The organism is Acidiphilium sp. AL (assembly GCF_025499445.1).
GTDB classification, from domain to species: domain Bacteria; phylum Pseudomonadota; class Alphaproteobacteria; order Acetobacterales; family Acetobacteraceae; genus Acidiphilium; species Acidiphilium iwatense.
The window spans coordinates 64491-84538 of the sequence record NZ_JAIMBZ010000003.1 but is presented as its reverse complement, the minus strand read 5'-3'; the positions used below and the strand labels follow the sequence as shown (position 1 = coordinate 84538).

General features: G+C 63.6%; 19 protein-coding genes. 6 read left to right on the top strand and 13 right to left on the bottom strand.

The features are described from left to right. Positions 1–36: 36 nt before the first annotated feature. The 3 genes from AiwAL_RS03345 to AiwAL_RS03335 all read right to left on the bottom strand — a co-directional run bounded on the left by AiwAL_RS03345 (position 37) and on the right by AiwAL_RS03335 (position 4708). The gene (locus AiwAL_RS03345; RefSeq protein ID WP_262312108.1) at positions 37–1980 is read right to left on the bottom strand and encodes a phospholipase C; all 1944 of its coding nucleotides are present in this window, start codon (positions 1978–1980) and stop codon (positions 37–39) included. 96 nt (positions 1981–2076) lie between these two features. After that, positions 2077–3708, bottom strand: a complete 1632-nt coding sequence (locus AiwAL_RS03340; protein WP_408851170.1) for a phosphoenolpyruvate carboxykinase — start codon at positions 3706–3708, stop codon at positions 2077–2079. 295 nt (positions 3709–4003) lie between these two features. Further along, the gene (locus AiwAL_RS03335) at positions 4004–4708 is read right to left on the bottom strand and encodes a HugZ family protein (RefSeq protein ID WP_262312107.1); all 705 of its coding nucleotides are present in this window, start codon (positions 4706–4708) and stop codon (positions 4004–4006) included. 65 nt (positions 4709–4773) lie between these two features. On the opposite strand from AiwAL_RS03335, the gene AiwAL_RS03330 reads away from it, so the two are divergent. Beyond that, entirely contained in the window at positions 4774–5475 is a 702-nt protein-coding gene (locus AiwAL_RS03330) for a response regulator transcription factor (protein WP_235703221.1), read from the top strand. Further along, positions 5472–7115, top strand: a complete 1644-nt coding sequence (locus AiwAL_RS03325) for a stimulus-sensing domain-containing protein (RefSeq protein ID WP_235703222.1) — start codon at positions 5472–5474, stop codon at positions 7113–7115. The genes AiwAL_RS03330 and AiwAL_RS03325 overlap by 4 nt, the downstream gene beginning before the upstream one ends. A 183-nt stretch (positions 7116–7298) precedes the next feature. Here the strand turns inward: AiwAL_RS03325 and AiwAL_RS03320 are convergent, their stop codons facing one another. The 6 genes from AiwAL_RS03320 to ubiA form a co-directional block, all read right to left on the bottom strand. Continuing rightward, positions 7299–8081, bottom strand: a complete 783-nt coding sequence (locus AiwAL_RS03320; RefSeq protein WP_262312106.1) for a succinate dehydrogenase iron-sulfur subunit — start codon at positions 8079–8081, stop codon at positions 7299–7301. A 16-nt stretch (positions 8082–8097) separates the two neighbouring features. Next, positions 8098–9909: a succinate dehydrogenase flavoprotein subunit gene (sdhA, locus tag AiwAL_RS03315; RefSeq protein WP_262312105.1), complete on the bottom strand. Its 1812-nt coding sequence runs from the start codon at positions 9907–9909 to the stop codon at positions 8098–8100. 28 nt (positions 9910–9937) lie between these two features. Next, a complete protein-coding gene (gene sdhD / locus AiwAL_RS03310) occupies positions 9938–10306 on the bottom strand; it encodes a succinate dehydrogenase, hydrophobic membrane anchor protein (protein WP_235703225.1) in 369 nt (122 codons plus the stop codon). A 32-nt stretch (positions 10307–10338) separates the two neighbouring features. Further along, positions 10339–10770, bottom strand: coding sequence for a succinate dehydrogenase, cytochrome b556 subunit (gene sdhC / locus AiwAL_RS03305; protein ID WP_235703293.1), 432 nt, complete (start codon positions 10768–10770; stop codon positions 10339–10341). A 78-nt stretch (positions 10771–10848) separates the two neighbouring features. Next, positions 10849–11511 carry a methyltransferase gene (locus tag AiwAL_RS03300; RefSeq protein WP_235703226.1) on the bottom strand — a complete coding sequence of 221 codons (663 nt, stop codon included), beginning with the start codon at positions 11509–11511 and terminating at the stop codon, positions 10849–10851. Continuing rightward, positions 11508–12437, bottom strand: a complete 930-nt coding sequence (gene ubiA, locus AiwAL_RS03295) for a 4-hydroxybenzoate octaprenyltransferase (RefSeq protein WP_235703227.1) — start codon at positions 12435–12437, stop codon at positions 11508–11510. Before ubiA ends, AiwAL_RS03300 begins: the two co-directional genes overlap by 4 nt. On the opposite strand from ubiA, the gene AiwAL_RS03290 reads away from it, so the two are divergent. Genes AiwAL_RS03290 through AiwAL_RS03280 form a run of 3 tightly spaced genes read left to right on the top strand, consistent with a single transcriptional unit; the run spans position 12424 to position 14761 of the window. Further along, positions 12424–13140 (top strand): 16S rRNA (uracil(1498)-N(3))-methyltransferase, encoded by a 717-nt coding sequence (locus AiwAL_RS03290; RefSeq protein ID WP_235703228.1) that lies wholly within the window; start codon positions 12424–12426, stop codon positions 13138–13140. The genes ubiA and AiwAL_RS03290 overlap by 14 nt on opposite strands. A gap of 15 nt (positions 13141–13155) precedes the next feature. Then, on the top strand, positions 13156–14535 hold the full coding sequence (locus tag AiwAL_RS03285; protein ID WP_235703229.1) for a glutamate--cysteine ligase: 1380 nt from the start codon (positions 13156–13158) through the stop codon (positions 14533–14535). Next, on the top strand, positions 14495–14761 hold the full coding sequence (locus AiwAL_RS03280) for a hypothetical protein (RefSeq protein ID WP_262312170.1): 267 nt from the start codon (positions 14495–14497) through the stop codon (positions 14759–14761). The genes AiwAL_RS03285 and AiwAL_RS03280 overlap by 41 nt, the downstream gene beginning before the upstream one ends. 194 nt (positions 14762–14955) lie before the next feature. Here the strand turns inward: AiwAL_RS03280 and AiwAL_RS03275 are convergent, their stop codons facing one another. Together AiwAL_RS03275 and AiwAL_RS03270 are read right to left on the bottom strand one after the other, a co-directional pair. After that, positions 14956–16455, bottom strand: a complete 1500-nt coding sequence (locus tag AiwAL_RS03275; protein WP_235703231.1) for an ATP-dependent endonuclease — start codon at positions 16453–16455, stop codon at positions 14956–14958. A 203-nt stretch (positions 16456–16658) separates the two neighbouring features. Beyond that, positions 16659–16973 carry a hypothetical protein gene (locus AiwAL_RS03270; protein ID WP_262312104.1) on the bottom strand — a complete coding sequence of 105 codons (315 nt, stop codon included), beginning with the start codon at positions 16971–16973 and terminating at the stop codon, positions 16659–16661. Positions 16974–17045: 72 nt separating this feature from the next. Between AiwAL_RS03270 and AiwAL_RS03265 the strand changes: the two genes are divergently transcribed. Beyond that, positions 17046–17741 carry a hypothetical protein gene (locus AiwAL_RS03265; protein ID WP_262312103.1) on the top strand — a complete coding sequence of 232 codons (696 nt, stop codon included), beginning with the start codon at positions 17046–17048 and terminating at the stop codon, positions 17739–17741. 35 nt (positions 17742–17776) lie between these two features. On the opposite strand, the gene AiwAL_RS03260 is transcribed toward AiwAL_RS03265, so the two are convergent. Beyond that, positions 17777–19045 (bottom strand): adenosylmethionine--8-amino-7-oxononanoate transaminase, encoded by a 1269-nt coding sequence (locus tag AiwAL_RS03260; protein WP_262312102.1) that lies wholly within the window; start codon positions 19043–19045, stop codon positions 17777–17779. Next, positions 19042–20025 carry a biotin synthase BioB gene (gene bioB, locus AiwAL_RS03255; RefSeq protein WP_262312101.1) on the bottom strand — a complete coding sequence of 328 codons (984 nt, stop codon included), beginning with the start codon at positions 20023–20025 and terminating at the stop codon, positions 19042–19044. Before bioB ends, AiwAL_RS03260 begins: the two co-directional genes overlap by 4 nt. Positions 20026–20048: the final 23 nt, after the last annotated feature.

Sequence of the window (20048 nt, the reverse complement as noted above, 5' to 3'; positions counted from 1 at the left end):
CCATATGCACGTCAAGGTTGAATTCTCTTTTGGCGATCAACTCCTGGTCGGATCGGTTTTCGGGCGCGGGTTGAAATCGGCCGGGATCGGATTCGGAATGCGCAACTGCACGTTGGTCGGCACGATCCCGATCATCTTGCAATCGGCGCCGGTTTGCGCCGGCAATTCGGTGGTCCAGGCAGCCGGCACCATCGCATAGGAAGCGGGCAGGGGTTTCGCCTTGCCGTCCAGCCTTGCCGGGTCGAAGGCGGAAAACAGATTGGTCACGTCCGGCGTTTCGGCGTCGAACGGGCCCATGTATTTCTGTCCAAACCTTTTCTCGCCGATTTCCCGACCCTTCTGTTCGTCCGGCAGAGTGGCCAGCGGCGGCAGGTGGAATACCGCATCGACGAATTTCACCACCGAGGCCTGGCTGCCGATCGCGTGCGACACGGTATGTACCCGCGCATAGGGCGAGATCACCAGGAACGGCACCCGCGGCCCGTCGCTGAGCACGGTACCGTCCGGCGCCTTGGCGAGTTCCGGCGGCGGCACGTGATCGTAATCGCCCTCGGAATCGTCCCAGGTGATGATGATCGCGGCATGAGCCCAGTATCGGCTCCGTGCGATGGCGTTGATCGCGCGGGCCAGCATCGCCTCGCTGATCTCGGCATCCGAATAGCCCGGATGATCGTCGTCGCCGAGGAACTTGCGCTGCACCGCCGGATCGGGATCGGCCGGCTTCATCCCGAATCCATTGATGTAGCCGCCTTTCACATAGAATACGCCGCCTTCCGCCGGCAGCGTGCCGTCCTTCACCGCCGCGAAGAAATCGCGCAGCCCGCCCATATCCGCCGCCATTTTCGGGTTGTTGGCGATGTAGCCGAAATATTGCGGGCCGTTATGGTGGGTGATGTAGGAGGCGTGAACCCCTTCCGCGTCCTTCGGGCCGAGATCGCCGGGAACCGGCTTCGACGAATAGCCTTCCTCGAACCAGCGCCAGGCGATCTTGTGCCGGTCGAGATGCTGGATGAACGCCACGTCCTTGCCGACATCGGCGAGATCGGTCTTCGGGTTAAGATCGTGGCTGGTTTTTGCCTTGACCGCTCCGCCGGCGGTGGTCAGCGCCAGCGTCGCATAGGTCTGGTTGAGCTGGACCTTGCCCGGCCCGTCATGCGCGTAGTCGCGCGGGTTATAGGGCACGAGCCTGTGGTGGAACGGGTCTTCGCGCGAGCCCCAGAGCGGGTCGATATCGGCATCGACCGGCTCGCCCGGCTGGTTCACGCTCGTCCAGGCTTCGTGCGGGTGCAGCGCCCATTGGGTCAGGCCGGTCTGCGCCGCGAAGATCGACAGATTGCCGGGGGTGGACGGGCCGACCATGTCCTGGAACATGTGATCCATCAGCACGAACCGATCGGCATAGCGCCAGAGGATCGGGATCGTGTCGCAATCCTCGTGCGCCATGGCGAGTTCGCCCATCTGCTTGGCCTTGAGCGAGGGTGTCGCGTCGGATGTCCAGTATTTCTTCTCCTCGATCAGCGCGAAGCGATTCATCTCCGCATGGCCGTTCACGATATGCATTTTCGCGAACATGATCGGGTGGGAATGGTCGATATCGTCGGTATCGGCGGCGAATTGCTTCGGCCCGATCCCGAAAGGCCGGATCGTCTCGACCTTGCCGGACACGCCGATGATTTTCTGGGTAAAGCCCGGCGTATCGGAAGCCGGCTGCGAATAGAGCCCGTCCGCGCCCGGATAGGTGCCGAAATAGGAATCGAAGGATCGATTTTCCTGATACAGGACGAACACGTATTTGATGCGATGCCGGATCAGGCTCGCTATCTGCGCGGTGGAAAGTCGCGGTTCCCGCGACGGCTTGAGCGAATAGGGCAATGCCGCTTTTGGCGCCGGCGCCTCGATGGCGGGGTTCGCCAGTACTGTCGCGGGTGCCAGCAGGGCCGTCGAAAGCAACAAGGGTAGGACAAAGCGGCGAGCCGTCATCGAATTCTCCTGTCGATCTGTATCTTCCATGACCGAACCGATCGTCTCACGGAAGATCGCCGCGATGAAGTTTCGATGACAGGCCGCGCGCCTGAATTATGCCGCCGACCGGATCGCCGCGTTGCGGATGTCGTCGTCCACCAGATCGGCGAAATTGGCGAAATTCGTCTCGAACCGCCCGACCAGCTCGGCCGCCTGCCGGTCATAGGCTGCCTTGTCGGTCCAGGCCGTGCGCGGATCGAGCACGCTCGCCGGCACGCCCTCAACCGCTTCGGGAATCATCAGCCCGAATGCCGAATCGGGCCGGAATTTTGCCCCCTCCAGCGCGCCGGACAGGGCCGCGTTGAGCAGCGCTCTTGTGTGCCTGATCGCCATGCGCTTGCCAGTGCCATAGGCGCCGCCGGTCCAGCCGGTATTGACCAGCCAGCACGACACGTTGTGCTCGGCGATGAGTTTCGCGAGTAATTCGCCATATACCTTGGGGTGGCGCGGCAGGAATGGCGCGCCGAAACAGGTCGAGAACGTGGCTTGCGGTTCCTTGCCGAGCCCTTTTTCGGTGCCCGCGACTTTCGCCGTGTAGCCGGAGAGAAAATGATACATTGCCTGCGAGGCGGTGAGTTTCGCGATCGGCGGCAGCACGCCGAATGCATCGGCGGTCAGCATGACCACGTGTTTCGGCTGGCCGCCGCGCCCGGACAGCTCGACATTCGGGATGTACTCGATCGGGTAGCAGGAACGGGTATTCTCGGTGAGCGTGCGATCGGCAAGATCGACCACGCCGCAAGGATCGGCCACCACGTTTTCCAGCACCGTGCCGAAGCGGTGGCTGGCGGCGAAAATCTCGGGTTCGGCCTCGGCCGAAAGGTCGATCACCTTGGCGTAGCAGCCGCCCTCGAAATTGAACACGCCGTTCGGTCCCCAGCCATGTTCGTCATCGCCGATCAGCCGCCGCTCGGGATCTGAGGAGAGCGTGGTCTTGCCGGTGCCCGACAGGCCGAAAAACAGAGCCACATCCTCGTTCCTGCCGATATTGGCGCTGCAATGCATCGGCAGAACGCCGCGCTCCGGCAGCAGCCAGTTCATCACGGTAAAAATCGATTTCTTGATCTCGCCGGCATACTTGGTGCCGGCGATCACGATCAACCGCTCCGCGAAGGACAGCGCGATGGCGGTGCTGGATCGAACCCCGTCGATCTCGGGATCGGCCTCGAACTCCGGCGCGTGCAGAATGACGTAATCGGGTTCGAATCCGGCCAGTTCCTCGGTTTTCGGGCGGATGAACATGTTGCGGGCGAACAGTGCCTGCCAGGCATTGGTGGTGATCAGACGCACCCGAACCCGGTTTTTCGGATCGGCTCCGGCGAACAGATCCTGGGTGAACACCTCCCGGTTCTGCAGATAGGCCTGCACCCGACCCTTGAGCGTGGCGAAGTGCCCGGCCGAGAGTTTCTGGTTGACCTTGCCCCACCAGATATCGCGGGTCACGCCCGGCTCATCGACCACGAATTTGTCGGCGACCGAGCGCCCGGTATGCACGCCGGTCTGCACCAGGAGCGCGCCATCGGCCGAGAGTCTGGCTTCGCCACGGCGCAAGGCATGGGCAACCAGGCTCGGCGGTGTCAGATTGGCGTGAAGTTCGGCGACCCGGCGTACGCCGGTTCCGGTCAGGATCGTTGTCTGATGCGCCGCATGATCGTGTTTCAGGGAGTCGAGGCCATTCGCGTTCACGTCGAAATCTCTTTCCTTTGGTGTCTCTTGGGCGTCTAGTGTCCCGATTCGGAAGTTCGTTGTCGTTCAAACCAGCACCTTACGAACTTCCGAATCGGGACACTAGCAAACATTTGATTCTAGTGTGGTTTTTGGTTCTGAAGTTCCTAAAATCGCCGCCGCATATGCGTAGGAACTTCAGAACCACCACACTAGCATCTCGGGTGTCGAAGTTTCCCTATATGGACGGGGTTTCGGGTTTTTCCAAACCGGAAAACGAAAACACAATGACGCCACCGGAAACTCAATTACGCTATCAGGCACCGAATCCAGCAATTTCGTGTTGAAAATCGGCATATTGGCGCAATGTCCGGCGAAACGGCACCCGGAACACGATATCGTCCCGCGCGAGATCGAAGCCGTCTGGATCGAGGGCGACAACCCGCCAGCCGGCTCCGCTGCCGCCATGGCGCCGGGCGATCGCATCGAGCGCCTGTGCCCGATCCCGATTCAACGACGCGATCGCGGCCGCATTGGCCTCGCCGTCGCGCAAAGCCTCGGCACCCGGCGCAAGCCTGGCCGGGTCGAGCGCCGCCGCGCGGGCGAAGCCGCCGACATAGCGGGCGGTAAGGATTTCCAGCCGGAATATCCCGAAATCGGTGAAACCGGCATAGAATGCGGCATAGGGGTGGATCGCGAGATAGCGTGCCCGATCCGCGGCCGCGTCGCTGCGCGCGGCTCGGCAGGTCAGGGACAGGCGCGGGCTGGTCTGCGGATTGCGCTCCGTGGCGGCACCCGCGACCATCAGCGCGCAGCGGCCATCGGCATCAAGCGCCCTGGTATGCGCCGAGAGCCGCGAGAGCAGGATCAGCGGTGTGCCGTCGAGCGCGATCGCCGGGGTGACCAGCGCGATCATCGGCGCGCCATCCTCGATCACCGCGAGACTGCCGGCGCGCGCGGCGCGCAGAATCAGCCGCGCCTCGCGGTGGATATCGTCGGGCGGTTCGGCGAGGTCTTGCATTGTCCTCATATTCCGGTCACGTCACGGCGAGAAAGTTGCGATTAAGCCTCTGCGAAGCAAAAACCATGAAACATACCATCGCCCTGGTCGACGACGACCGCAATATCCTGGAAAGCGTGCAGATGACGCTGGAGCAGGAAGGATTCCTGGTCCGCACCTATACCGACGGCGAATCCGCCCTGCAGGGGCTGATGGCGCGGCCGGTCGATCTCGCGGTGCTCGACATCAAGATGCCCCGCATGGACGGCATGGAACTGCTCCAGCGCCTCCGTGCCCGCTCGGCGATGCCGGTGATTTTCCTGACCAGCAAGGACGACGAACTCGACGAACTGATGGGGCTGCGTCTCGGCGCGGACGACTACATCACCAAGCCGTTCAGCCAGCGTCTTCTGCTGGAGCGGATTCGCACCCTGCTGCGCCGCAACGAAACGAGCCGCGCCGAAGGATCGGGCGTCGTACCGACCGGGGTGATCGCGCGCGGCCATCTCACCCTGGATGAGACGAAGCATCAATGCCTCTGGAAAAGTCAGGATATCCAGCTCACCGTCACCGAATTCCTGCTGGTCAAGGCGCTGGCGGCGCGGCCGGGCATGGTCAAATCCCGCGACCAGCTCATCGATGCGGCCTATGGCGAGAACGTCTATGTCGATGACCGTACCATCGACAGCCACATCAAGCGCCTGCGGCGGAAGTTCAGAGCGACGGACGAGGAATTCGACCAGATCGAGACGCTCTACGGCATCGGCTATCGTTACAAGGAGTCATGAGCGAAGCGACTTCCCCGGCACGGCGGCGGCGGGCGCGGCTGTCGCCGCTGCTGCGCCGGATTCTGCTGGTCAATGCCCTCCCGCTGGCCCTGATCGTCGCGGCGCTGCTCTATCTCGACCAGTACCAGCATGGATTGCTCACCGCCGAGGTCACCGCGCTGCGCGAGCAGGCGCGCATTTATGCGGGCGCGCTGGCCGAATCGGCGGTGCAGCCGAATGCGGCCAACCAGCCCGCGCTCAACCCGGACCTTGCGCGGCCGCTGCTCTATCGGCTGATCGAACCGACGCCGAACGCCCAGGCGCTGATCTACGGGTCCGACGGGCAGGTGATCGCGAATTCGCGCATCCGCCAGGGACCGGGCGGCGCGATCATTACCGAGCCCTTGCCGGCGGTTCAGCCGCGCGGGGATTTCGCGCGCGTGGTCAGTTTCGTCTACGACCAGTTTCTCGCCTTCCTGCCCAACCCGGACGGGGTACCCGCCGGTTCGGGCGGTGCCGCCGCCGGGCTTGGCTGGCAGCCCAGCGTGCGCGAGGCGCTGCGCCTGACCAGCATTCCGCACAAGCATCAGGCACCGCCCTATATTCGCCGCGCGCCGGACGGGCGACTGCTGATCACGGTGGCAGAGCCGATTGTCCGTTCGAAGCATTCCGTCGGGGTGGTGTTGCTGACCCGCGAGGCGAGCGGGGTCGATCGCGCGGTATTCGCGATCCGGGTTTCGATCCTCGGCCTGTTCGTTCTGGCGCTGGCGCTGACCGTTCTGCTGTCGGCCTATCTGGCACGGACCATCGCGACCCCGCTGCTCCGGCTCGCGGATTCGGCGGGGCGGCTGCGCGAGGGCAGGACGGCGCTGGCCGAGCCGGTGCCGGCGCCGATCGCCGCGCGCGAGGATGAAATCGGCGCGCTGGCCCGCGCGCTGGAAGCCTCGGCGCGCGCTTTATGGGCGCGGATGGACGCGATCGAACGGTTCGCCGCCGATGTCGCCCACGAAATCAAGAATCCGCTCTCCTCGATCCGCTCGGCGATCGAAACCATCCGGCGGATGGACGATCCGGTCCGCGCGGCGCGGATGTTCGACATCATCGCCCAGGACGTGCAGCGCCTCGACCGGCTGATCTCCGACATCAGCGACGCCTCGCGCCTCGATTCGGAAATGTCGCGCACTGCCCTGGCGCCGGTCGATCTCGCGCCGATCCTGGCGACGCTCGCCGAAATCCACGACGCCACGCGCAAGCCGGACGATCCGGTGATGGTGCTCGATGCGCCGAAAGCCGGCTTGGTGGTGCGCGGCGCGGAGGGGCGGCTGGTTCAGGTGCTGCGCAACCTGATCGGCAACGCCGTCTCGTTCAGCCCGGCCCAGGGCAAAATCTGGCTGCGTGGCCGCGAGACCGGCAGCACCATCGAACTCGCGATCGAGGATGAAGGGCCGGGCATTCCCGACGCCAAGCTCGACCACATCTTCGATCGGTTCTATTCGGAACGCCCGCAATCGGAGAGTTTCGGCAGCCATTCCGGGCTGGGATTGTCAATCTCGCGCCAGATCGTCGAGGCGCATCAGGGCCGGATCATGGCCGAAAACCGCCGCAACGCGACGGGCGCGATCATCGGCGCCCGATTCGTGATCCGCCTGCCTCGCGGATAGGCCAACAACTCCCCCACCCGTCATTGCGAGGTCGCGCAACGACCGAAGCAATCCATCGCCGCCCGATTCGTGATCCGCCTGCCTCGCGGATAGGCCAACAACTCCCCCACCCGTCATTGCGAGGTCGCGCAGCGACCGAAGCAATCCATCGCCGCGCGGGTGAAGTGGCTCAGGGCAACGCAGTTACCCCTGCCTTTCGACCATCAACTCCTTGATCTTCCCGATCGCCTTCGCCGGGTTCAGCCCCTTCGGACAAGTCTGCGTGCAGTTCATGATGGTATGGCACCGATACAGCTTGAACGGGTCTTCCAGAGCATCCAGCCGCTTGCCGGTCGCCTCGTCGCGGCTGTCGGCGATCCAGCGATAGGCGGCGAGCAGCACGGCGGGGCCGAGATAGCGGTCGCCGTTCCACCAGTAGGACGGGCACGAGGTGGTGCAGCAGAAGCACAGGATGCACTCCCACATGCCGTCCAACTCGGCGCGTTCCTCGACGCTCTGCCGCCGCTCGACATCCGGGGGCGGCGCGGTCTCCGCCTGTAGCCACGGCTCGATCGAGCGATACTGCGCGTAGGCCAGGGTAAGGTCCGGCACCAAATCCTTCACCACCGGCATGTGCGGCAGCGGGTTGATCTTCACGTCCGCCTTCACCTCCTCGATCGGTTTGAGGCAGGCGAGGGTGTTGGTGCCGTCGATGTTCATCGAGCACGAACCGCAGATGCCCTCGCGGCAGGAGCGGCGGAAGGTGAGAGTCGGATCGACCTCGTTCTTGATCTTGATCAGCGCGTCCAGAACCATCGGGCCGCACGCATCGAGATCGATCTCGTAGGTATCGGTGTGCGGATTGCCGCCATCGTCCGGGTTCCAGCGATAGACCTGAAACGCCTTGACCCGTTTGGCGCCGGCGGGCGCCTCGTGGGTCTTGCCTTTTCCGACGCGGCTGTTCTTCGGGAGGGTCAGTTCGGCCATGGTTCGGAACCTCTTGTCAGTACACGCGCTTCTTGGGCGGGAAAACGGAAACGTCGTTGGTGAGGGTCTGCATCCGCACCGGGCGGTAATCGAGCGACACCGCCCCTTCCGTCGTGCAATGGGCCAGCGTGTGCTTCATCCATTCATGATCGTCGCGCTCGGGATAGTCGTCATGCGCATGGGCACCCCGGCTTTCGTGGCGCGCCTCGGCCGAGACCATGGTGACTAGCGCATTGCCCATCAGATTCTGCAATTCCAGCGCCTCCATCAGGTCGGAATTCCAGATCAACCCGCGATCGGCGACGCTGACATCCCCTAGCCCGTGCCAAAGCGCGGACATCTTGTCGGCACCTTCCTTCAGCGTCCTGGAATTGCGGAACACCGCCGCATGGTTCTGCATGGTACGCTGCATGGTGTCGCGCAGGGAAGCGACCGTCGTGTCGCCCTTGGCATGGCGCGTGGCATCCAGCCGGTCGAGCGAGGCTTCCCCCGCGCGCGCCGGAAGATCGGCCTGCGATGCGCCGGAGGTGACGATTTTCGCCGCCTGATGCGCCGCCGCCCGGCCGAAGACCACAAGGTCGAGCAGCGAATTGGTGCCCAGCCGGTTGGCGCCGTGCACCGAAACGCAGGCCGCTTCGCCTACCGCCATCAGCCCGGGGACGATCGCGTCCGGGTTCTCCGCTGTCGGCCGCAGCACCTCGGCGCGATAATTCGTCGGAATGCCGCCCATGTTGTAATGCACGGTCGGCAGCACCGGGATCGGTGCCTTGGTCACATCCACCCCGGCGAACACCCGTGCCGTTTCCGAAATGCCGGGCAGACGCTCGTGCAACTGCTCGGGCTTCAGCCCCTCCAGATGCAGCAGGATATGGTCCTTGTTCGGGCCGCAGCCGCGACCCTCCATGATCTCGATGGTCATCGAGCGGGACACCACGTCGCGCGAGGCGAGGTCTTTCGCGGTCGGTGCGTAGCGCTCCATGAAGCGTTCGCCTTCCGAATTGGTCAGATAGCCGCCTTCGCCGCGCGCGCCTTCGGTGATCAGGCAGCCCGCCGGGAAAATGCCGGTCGGGTGGAACTGCACGAACTCCATGTCCTGCATTGGCAGTCCCGCCCGCAGCGCCATGCCGCCGCCATCGCCGGTGCAGGTATGCGCCGAGGTGCAGGAGAGATAGGCGCGGCCGTAACCGCCGGTCGCCAGCACCACCATCTGCGCGCGGAAGCGGTGGATCGTGCCGTCCTCCAGGCACCACGCCATCACGCCGCGGCAGGCGCCTTCGTCGTCCATGATGAGGTCGGTCGCGAAATATTCGACGAAGAACTCCACATCCTGTTTCAGGCTCTGCTGATACAGCGTGTGCAGGATCGCGTGCCCCGTGCGGTCGGCGGCGGCGCAGGCGCGGCGCACCGGCTCCTTGCCATAGTCTTTCATATGGCCGCCGAACGGCCGCTGATAAATCCGGCCATCCTCGGTGCGGCTGAACGGCACGCCGAAATGTTCAAGCTCGTAGATCGCCGGAATCGCTTCCCGGCACATATATTCGATCGCGTCCTGGTCGCCGAGCCAGTCCGACCCTTTCACCGTATCGTACATGTGCCAGCGCCAGTCGTCCGGCTCCATGTTGCCGAGTGCCGCGCCGATGCCGCCCTGGGCGGCGACGGTATGGCTGCGGGTCGGGAAAACCTTGCTGATGCAGGCGGTTTTCAGCCCGGCCTGACCCATGCCGAGGGTCGCGCGCAACCCCGATCCGCCGGCACCGACGACAACGACGTCGTAGGTATGATCGATGATGGTATAGGCGCCAAGGGACGGCTTCGACATTACGTTCATCGCGAATATATCCTGTCGGGAATTGCTGTCAGAACGTCAGTTTCAGGACCGAGAGCGCGGCGAGAATGCCGAAAAAGACCACGGCGGCCCGCATCGCCAGCAGGGCTGCGAGCCGCTTGGCTTCGGTATGGATGTAGTCCTCGATGACCACCTGCAACCCCAGCCGCAGATGATGGAACAGCGCGAAAATCAGGGCGAGGAACAAAACCCCGTTCCAGGGTTCGGCCATGTAGCGCTGCATCGCCGCCTGGTTGGCGCCGTCGAGCAGCAGAACCGACAAAACGAAATAGAGCGAAAGCGGCAGCAGCGCGATCGCGGTCAGGCGCTGCGCCCACCAATGCCCGACCCCGGATTTGGCCGAGCCCAGGCCGCGCGCCCGCCCCAGCGAGGAACGCATGATTTTGATCGATTTTGCATTGCCCATGCCGCTCACCCGACCACCAGACCGATGAACCAGAAAATCACCGTCAGCCCCACGCTGCAGATCAGCACGGCATAGCCGGTGCGGTGCATCGTGGGCAGGTCGTATCCATAGCCCGCATCCCACAGCAGATGCCGAATTCCGTTGCAGAAATGATAGAACAAAGCGAGGGTGAAGCCAAACAGGACGATCATGCCGAGAATCGAATCGGCCAGCGATTGCGCGACGGCGAAGGCGCTGGGCGAGGCCGCCGCCGCCGCCAGCCAGAGCGAGAGCAGCACGGCGCCGCCCGAAAGAGCGATGCCGGCAATGCGGTGAAAAATCGAGAGAGTCGAAGAGATCTGCGGGCGATAGATCTGCAGATGCGGGGATAGCGGCCGTTGGACCATAGCCCCGGTGGAGTTGCGCCCTTGCATGAAGGCTTCACGCACATCCTGCATGATGTTCACCACCTCTTTGTCGCTGTTTGGAAAGACTATCGAAATGCTGCGTCTGCTTACTGCCCGGTTTGGCCAGGGTCAATTGAAGGGCAGGCGGGTCACCCTATAGAGCACGGCATCGCGCGAGGTGCGGCTTTCCAGCTCCGCCGTGGTCGGCACCGCATAGCGTGCGAACTCGATCAAGCCCTCGCGCGGCACGTAGGCGCGACCTGGATCGGCGATCCATACCTCGGCATGCGCGGCGCAGCCTTGGAGCCACGGCCAGATATGCCGGGTCATCGGCGCCTCATAGCAGATATCCCCGCACAGAATGACATCGGCGGTCAGCGCCGTCCCGACCGCATCGCCGATCGCGACCTCGACGGCCATATGGTTTTCAGCGGCGTTCAGCCCGATCGCCGCCCCCGCGAGCGGGTCGATGTCGATCGCCGTGACATGAACGGCGCCCGCCAGCGCGGCGGCGATCGCGGCGAGACCGGAACCCGACGCGAAATCGACCACGCGCTTGCCGCGCACCAGTTCCGGGTGATCGAGCATATGCCGTGCCAGCGCGATCGACCCCGGCCATGCGAAAGCCCAATAAGGCGGGGCGATGCCGGTTTCGGTCAGGAAGGTTTCGGTTGCCTGCCAGATCGGGGTTATTTCGCTGGCGAGATACAGCCCGATTTCAGGCACCAGCGCGGGTGCGGCAAATAGGGTTGCCGCACGAATAAAGGCGTGCGGGTCGTCCGGCGGCTTCATCGGCCGAACAGGATCGCAAGCGCCACCAGTAGTCCGACTTCGCGGTTGAGCTTGAACAGGGCGAGGCATCGCGCCGGATCGTCGATATCGAGGGTCGCGATCTGCCAGGCGAGCAGGGCGCCGGGTAGCGCCAGCGCGATCATCCCCAGAGTGCCGATTCCGGCGAGCGCGAACGCGATCAGAAGGAGCACGATCGTTCCCGCATAGCAGACCATCAGAAACCGCCGTGTCTGCCCGCCGAACAGCAACGCGGTGGATTTGATCCCGACCATCGCGTCATCCTCGCGGTCCTGATGCGCATAGATCGTGTCGTAGCCGAGAATCCACAGAATCGTGGCGGCGTAGAGCGGCAGAACCGGCCAGCCGAGCCCGCCATGCGCCGCCGCGTAGCCCAGCGGCGCGCCCCAGCCGAAGGTCACGCCGAGCATCACCTGTGGCCAGAACGTCACCCGTTTCGCGGCGGGGTACAGCGCGATCAGCAGCAGCGAAACGATGCCCAGGATTTTGGCCGGGCGATCGAGCAGCAGCAGAATACCGAGGCCGATCGCCAGCAAAACCACCAGGAATATCAGTGCGCCCGGCACCGAGATCGCGCCGGAAGCGAGCGGCCGGCCGGCGGTGCGCGCGACCCGCCGGTCGAGTTCGCGGTCCCACAGATCGTTCACCACGCAGCCTGCCGAGCGCATCGTCACCGCGCCCACGCCGAACAGCGCGATCAGGTACAGGCTGAACCAGAATCCCTGCCGCGCGAGCAATATGCTCCATAGCCCCGGCAGGAACAGCAGCCACGCGCCGATCGGCCGGTCCAGCCGCGCCAGCAGCGCGAAGGGCCGGGCGCGCGGCGGCAGGCGGGCGACCCAGCCGCCCGCCCTGATATCGGTGAATCGCCGATCTGCTGATAGACCATCCGCCATGGGCTCGATCATCCGTCTCTACGTTCCGGTGCCGCTCGCGCGGGATTGCGTGATTGCCACAACCGCCGCGCAAGCGCACTACCTCGCCCATGTGATGCGGCGCCGGGCGGGCGATGCGCTGCGCGTCTTCAACGGCGCCGATGGCGAGTTCGACGCCACGATCGAATCGATCGGCCGGCGGAGCGCCCGGCTTGCCATCACGCGCCAGGCCCGTGCGCAAGAGAGAGAGCCGGATTGCTGGCTCTGCTTTGCTCCGGTCAAGCGCGATGCGAGCGATCTGATCATCGAAAAAGCCACCGAACTCGGCGTCTCGGCGATCCACCCGGTTTTCACCGACCGCAGCCAGACGGCGCGGGTGAACCTCGAACGGTTCGCGGCGATCGCGACCGAGGCGGCCGAGCAGTCGGAGCGCCTATCGGTACCGGACATCCGTTCGTCGGTTGATCTGTTCCGCCTGATCGAGACATGGCCGCCCGAACGGCGTTTGTTCGTCGCGGCCGAGCGGGCGCAAGCCCCCTCCTTGGTAATGGTTCCTCCATTTCAACCCGTAGCTCTCCTGGTTGGCCCCGAGGGCGGGTTTGCGCCGGCGGAGCTTGACGTTCTCTCCCGTCGTGCCTTTGTTACGATTGTTTCACTCGGGCCGCGCGTCCTGCGCGCCGAAACCGCCGCCATTGCCGGGCTCGCGCGCATGCTTGCGTCACCCGAAACAGACTGAGTTCAGGAGCAGCACTTGTCCAATCCAGGAGAGGCTGACGCTACGCCGATCACGTCGCCGCGCCAGCTCGCCGCATGGTTCGAGGCCGGCTGCAAGCCGCATGAAGCGTTTCGCGTCGGCACCGAGCACGAAAGCTTCGGCTTCCGTCTGACCGACCATGCGCCGCCGCCCTATGCGGCGTCCCGAGCCAATCCCGGCGGCATCCGCGACCTTCTGGAGATGATCGCGGCCGATGAAGGGCTGACCCCGATTCTCGATCGCGGCCAGCCGATCGGCCTGAACGGCCCAGGCTTCTCGATTTCGCTGGAGCCGGGCGGCCAGTTCGAATTGTCGGGGGCAGCACTCGCCAGCCTGCACGACACCAAGGCCGAGATCGACACGCATCTTGCCCGCGTCCGCCGGGTCGGCCCGCGCCTCGGTCTCGGCTTCGCGCCGCTCGGCTTTCACCCGACCGCCCGGCGCGAGGATTTCGACTGGATGCCCAAGGGCCGCTACGCGATCATGCGCGCGCACATGCCGCGCGTGGGGACGCGCGGGTTCGACATGATGCTGCGTACCTGCACCGTGCAGGCCAATCTCGATTTTTCCTCCGAAGCCGATATGGTGCGCAAGCTGCGCGTCGGCTACGCGCTGCAGCCGCTGGCGACGGCCCTGTTCGCCAACAGCCCGTTCCGCGAGGGCCACCCTGACGGCCTGTTATCGAACCGCGCCTATACCTGGCTCGACACCGACAATGCCCGCGCCGGCATTCCGCGCATGGTGTTCGAGGACGGTTTCGGCTTCGAGCGCTACGCCGATTACCTGCTCGATGTGCCGATGTATTTCGTCTATCGCGACGGCGCCTATATCGATGTGTCGGGCCACTCGTTCCGCGATTTCATGGCCGGCCGGCTCGCCGGTTTCGAAGGCCAGGTACCGACGATCGGCGATTTCGCCGACCATTCCACCACCGCCTTTCCCGAGGTTCGGCTCAAGCGCTTCATCGAGACGCGCGGGGCCGATTCCGGAAATCCGGCGATGCTGATGGCGCAGCCCGCGCTCTGGGCCGGGTTGTTTTATGACGATGCGGCGCTGAACGCCGCTTACGCGCTGATTCGCGACATCGCCTATGACGATCTGATCGCGCTGCGCGAGGCGGTGCCGAAAAGCGGGCTCGACATCAAGTTCGGCGCCGGCACGCTGCGCGATTTCGGCCGCGATGTCGTGGCGATCGCGGCGGAAGGGTTGCGCGCGCGCGCCATGCTGAACGCGGCGGGTGAGGACGAGCGCATCTATCTCGCCCCCTTGCAGGCGATCGCCGACGGCGCACCGACCCAGGCGGAGCATTGGCTTTGCCGCTATCATGGCGCGTGGAATGGAGATGTCGGCCGGATTTTCGCCGAATCCGCGTTCTGAACCCAGCACCGGACAGGAGACCGTCATTGCGAGCCGGCGTCAGCCGGCGAGGCAATCCATCGTCGCGCGCCCCGACCGCCATCGCGAGCGCAGCGAAGCAATCCATACTTCCCGTCATTGCGAGGTCGCGCAGCGATCGAAGCAATCCACCGGGCGCCCCAATCCCCATGCCGCTTGGTATCAAGCACCGCTTTTTGAAAAAAAGCGGCCAAAAAACGTTTGTTGAATTCGCTCTCGCGTCAAGAAATCGATGGCAATGCGATACCACCCGTGACCAGACGGCGTACCGGAGATATGCACCCGAAAAGCTTGCTCCGCGCCTACGGGGTTGAGCTGGAACGAAATTCGTGAATTATGCATAAAGAGTAGCAGGTAAGCGCGATAACCCATCTTTTGCTCGTCTATAGGCACTCCACCGCTTCATATATTGGCGACCGCAATGTCAGCGGGAAGAATGTCCCTCAAGGGCGAAATTAGGCTCTCGACAATTTCAGGGTTTGCCTGAGCCCAAAGGTTCGCGAATGCTGCGCTTACAGTTGTTTCCGGGATCAGGCCAAGCTGCTCCCCCACGTGAGCAAACAGGAGGTGCGGATCCATCGTTTGCTGACGTACACTTATGCAGGTTTTTTTAACATGATCTGAGTTTTCAAACCGTTGTAGAAGAGCGACCGAGAGCTTTCCTCCAATAGTATCCCAGGACTCCACTACCGCGTCGAAAATATACGCCTCCGGCGATTCGCCAGGCAATCTGAAGATCCGTTTTTCGGCGTTGCTCTCTTGTTTGGAGTCACCGTCGATAATGCAGATAGAGGGCGTGTCCATGACCGGATTTTTGTTGTGGTAAGTGTTCATGGCAACAGCAGTGCCATCACCTTCCATTGCATGGATTTGCACATGGTCGACAGGAAAATTGGCCCCCTGCCGAAGAAGGGCCTCAACCCAGATTTTTGTAAACCGATCTTCGACAAAAATGACAGCCTTGGTTTCAATTTGCCCAGTGATCGCTCGAAGCGAGCGAACATCAAGTTTTCCCTGAAAAATGCGGTCCTGGGTCGCTACCCATATTGCCTTCGACGGAAGAGGTTGCAGGGCCTCATTCGAATGGGTAGTGAATAGAACTTGCATTTTCTTTCGTTCGGCAACGTCGATTAGGTATTCAACGAGCCTAATTGTCGCCACAGGGTGCAGGCCGTTTTCGATCTCCTCAATCAGAACCAGAGCTTGATCGTCCGCGACCTCTATGCCTGCCACCATGCGGATGATACTGGATTCTCCTGCCCCGAAATGAAACTCAGAATATCCTGTCCCAGTCTTTGTGACGCCTGTTAGCAGCGTCACCTCGCCATTCGCGTGTAGTTTGAGTTGTCGGAATCCTGTTACATCCTTTCCAAGGATTCGAGATACTGCGTCTCGAAGTACATTGGGGAATTCAGCGATCTGGTTGTCTGGGACAGAAAACGTGCCTGAGGCACATCGGAGCAACTCGCTTCGCTCGTTCGCAGGCACCGTTCGTGAAACACCAAAAATCAGAACTGATCGCTCCGGCGCATCCCGATTCCAACGATGGTTTTTGAAGGTCGCTGTACGGCGGAAAATGTCCTTCTGATTTATGGAGCGGTCTACCAACTCATATTCGATGGACCAATCCTGCATGCTCTCATCATACTTGCCGCTCTTTGCGAAGAATCGTCGGGGAGAGACAATTTTGTAAGCGCACGCAGCCGCGCCGAGAACCGTAGTCTTTCCTCCGCCGTTGGGGCCTATTATCGCTGTCACGGGGAAGTCGAATGAAACAGGTTCATTACTGAAGCCGCGGACCCTCTTCAAGACAATCTTGGAAAGGTAACGACCGTAGTTTCGAGAGCCTGCCTTTTCTAACAAAGCATTAATTGTGCTGTCCCTGACTTCGCTTTTGAACAATTCATTACTCCTTGCCCGCCTACGCGAGCATGTGCTCTATCTCTGGCCACTTTCAACGTACGCATTGGCTCGGAGCTTTTAGGCGGATCCAAATATTAGGCGCAATAGCTCACAACAAGCAGAGGTCATAGCGGGGCGGGCCGGTATTTATGACCGGCCATTGGCCAAAGAAAATATATTGCCTTCCTCCGATCGTATATCGCCTAAATGACTGATTGGAGCCGAATGAGACCGGTGCGAATTTCTTGAAATATGACTGCAGCATCGAGCCGGATATGAACATCTTTCTTCGGCTCCGGCGACCCAAAACTGATCGAATCCTCCCAGCCTTCAGGCAGAGGACCATCATCCTCATCCGCCAGTCGCTCCACGTCCTCCTGCGACAGCGCTTTTACCCGCTGCCAGTCGGTCTTGTCGCCGCCCGCTGCCAACAACTTACCGGCCTCGTCAGCCGTAATGCGCACGATATGCTCTTTTTTCCGCATCTTCTTCGAGAATGTAGCTACATTTGCGAACATACTCCATTCGCCACCTAATCGGCCACACTTCCCGCTTGCCCACCCCCAGCCCGCCGTGTTCTATCTATGTTCATGGAGGCAATCGCCGGATTCGTCTGGATCATCACCGCCCTTCGCGGGGCCGTCGCCGCTTGCGGCCATCACGGCGCGTTCGGCCCGCCGAAAAACGGCTTCGCCCACGCCATCCACGCCCGCCTCGGCCGCCTCGCCGCGCGCTTCGCCGCCCTGGTCGCGAAATTCGAGGCGGGCGCCCTCGAACCACCCCGCAAACCCGGGCCGCGTCCCACCCGCGAGCGCCGTTCCGCCCCGAAAATCGCGCTCCGTGCCATCCTGCCGTGCCGGTTCGGCTTCGCCGCCGCCGGCGGCTACGAAATTCGCGGCCACGCCAGCCGCCTCGCCCATTTTCTCTCCCAGCCGGATATCGCAACCCTGATCGCCGCCGATCCCCGCTTCGGCCGCGTCCTCCGTCCGCTCTGCCACATGCTCGGCATCGCCGCACCGCCCGGCATCCGCCTGCCCGCGCGCCCCCGCAAACCCAGACCCCGCAACCCTTCGTTGCGCTTCCAGCGATCCTTCGGATCGCCGGAACCTTGCGCAACTCCGCCCAGGCCGCGCCCGCCCACACCAGCCAATCCCGCCAACCCTTCGTTGCGCTTCCTTCGCCCGAGCGCCGGCTGGCTCGCGCCGCCCGGCCCGAAAGTCACCCTCACGCGCTGGATGCCGCCCCCGAACCGGCGCAGCCGCGCGCCGCCAGGCCAGCCAGAATAACCCGAGCCGTCCCACCGTGACCGCCGAATGGCGGATCACGCGGCCGCGCGTGCCAGCACCGCGCCGATCGCGCCGATCAGCGCGTCGAGTTCATCGTCGGCGATCGTCAGGGCCGGGGTCAGATAGACGATGTCGCGGAACGGCCTGATCCAGACGCCGCGCTCGACCAATCGCGCGCGCAAGGCGGCGGGATTTTCGATCGCATCGAGCTGGACGACGCCGATCGCCCCCATCACCCGCACATCGACCACGCCCGGCATGGAGCGGCACGGTTCCAGCCCGGCGCGCAGCCGCGCCTCGATTCTGCCAGCCTGCCCCAGCCGATCCTCGGTCTCGAACAGGTCGAGCGACGCATTGGCCGCGGCGCAGCCGAGCGGATTGGCCATGAAGGTCGGGCCGTGCATCAGGGCTTTTGCCGGATCGTCGGACCGGAAGGCGTCGAACAAATCTCGGTGCGCGATGGTCGCGGCGAGCGGCGACGTGCCGCCGGTCAGCGCCTTCGACAGCGTTACGATATCGGGCGCGACGCCGGCGGTTCGATGCGCGAACATCGCGCCGGTGCGGCCGAACCCGGTAAAAATCTCGTCGAAAATCAAGGTCAGGCCGTAACGGTCGGCGGCATCGCGCAGATGGCGCAAAACGGTGGCATCGTGGAACACCATGCCGCCCGCGCCCTGCACAAGGGGCTCGACGATGATGCCGGCAAGGCCGGGTGCATGGCGCTCCAGCACGGCATCGAATTCCGCTCGGGAAGCATCGTCGCGCGGCAGCGGAGCGATTACCTGCTCGGGCAGCAGCCCGGCAAACAACGCGTGCATCCCTTCCTCGGGATCACACACGGCCATGGTGCCCAAAGTGTCGCCGTGATAGCCGCCGCGAAATGCGAGAAATTTCGTCCGGCCCCGTTCGCCCCGGTTCAGCCGCGCCTGCACCGCGATCTTCATCGCGACCTCGACGGCGACCGAGCCGGAATCGGTGAAAAACACCCGCTCCAGCCCATCCGGCATCAGTCCGGCAAGCCGCGTGGCGAGACGATAGGCCGGCTCATGCCCCAGGCCGCCGAACATCACATGCGGCATCGCTTCAAGCTGTTCGGCGACGGCTGCGCGGATATGCGGATGGTTGTAGCCGTGGCAGGCGGTCCACCAGGACGCGATGCCGTCGATCAGCACCCGTCCATCGGCCAGAAATATCCGGCTGCCCTCGGTGCGCACCACCGGCAGGGGCATCGGCGCGGTGTGCATCTGGGCATAGGGCAGCCAGACATGGTTCCAGCCGGTCGCGAGCCAGTCCGGGTCGGTCACGCGCGCCTGGTCATCCCGAGTTTTTCAAACAGAGCGTTATCGCGCGCGACCGCCGGGTTGCTCGTGGTCAGCAGCGTGTCGCCATAGAAAATCGAATTGGCGCCGGCGAGAAAACACAAAGCCTGCGCCTCGTCCGACAGGGCTTCCCGCCCCGCCGAAAGCCGCACGGTGGATTTCGGCATCGCGATCCGCGCCGCCGCGATGGTGCGCACGAACTCGATCGGGTCGATCGGCGCGCTGTCACCCAGTCTGGTGCCGCGCACCGCGACCAACGCGTTGATCGGCACGCTTTCCGGTTGCGGGTCGAGGTCCGCGAGGGTGGCGAGCAGCCCGGCCCGGTCATCAAGGTCTTCGCCCATGCCGATAATCCCGCCGCAACACACCGAAATCCCGGCGTCGCGCACGGCGGCCAGCGTATCCAGCCGGTCCTGATATATGCGGGTGGTGATGACCCGGCCGTAGAATTCGGGCGAGGTGTCGAGATTATGGTTGTAATAATCGAGCCCGGCCGATTTCAGCCGCGCGGCCTGATCGGGCCGCAGCATCCCCAGCGTGACGCAGGTTTCCATCCCCAGCGCCTTCACGCCTTCCACCATCGCGGCCACGCGGTCGAGATCGTGGTCCTTCGGCGAACGCCACGCCGCACCCATGCAGAAGCGCTGGGCGCCGGCATCGCGCGCCCGGCGCGCCGCGTCGAGCACAGGTTCGAGATCCATCAGTTTCGAGGCCGGAACCCCTGCGTCGTAACTGGCACTCTGCGGGCAATAGCCGCAATCCTCCGGGCAGCCGCCGGTCTTGATCGACAGCAGGGTGGAAATCTGCACCTCGGTCGGGTTGAAATGCGCGCGATGCACACTCTGCGCGCGAAAAATCAGTTCGGGCAACGGCAGCGCCATGGTCGCCGCAATCGCGGCTCGCGTCGGAGACTGCCGCGTCGCGGCATGGGGAACGGCGGGCGATGGATCGAGCGTGAGCGACATGGAAACCTCCGATTTGCCCCGTT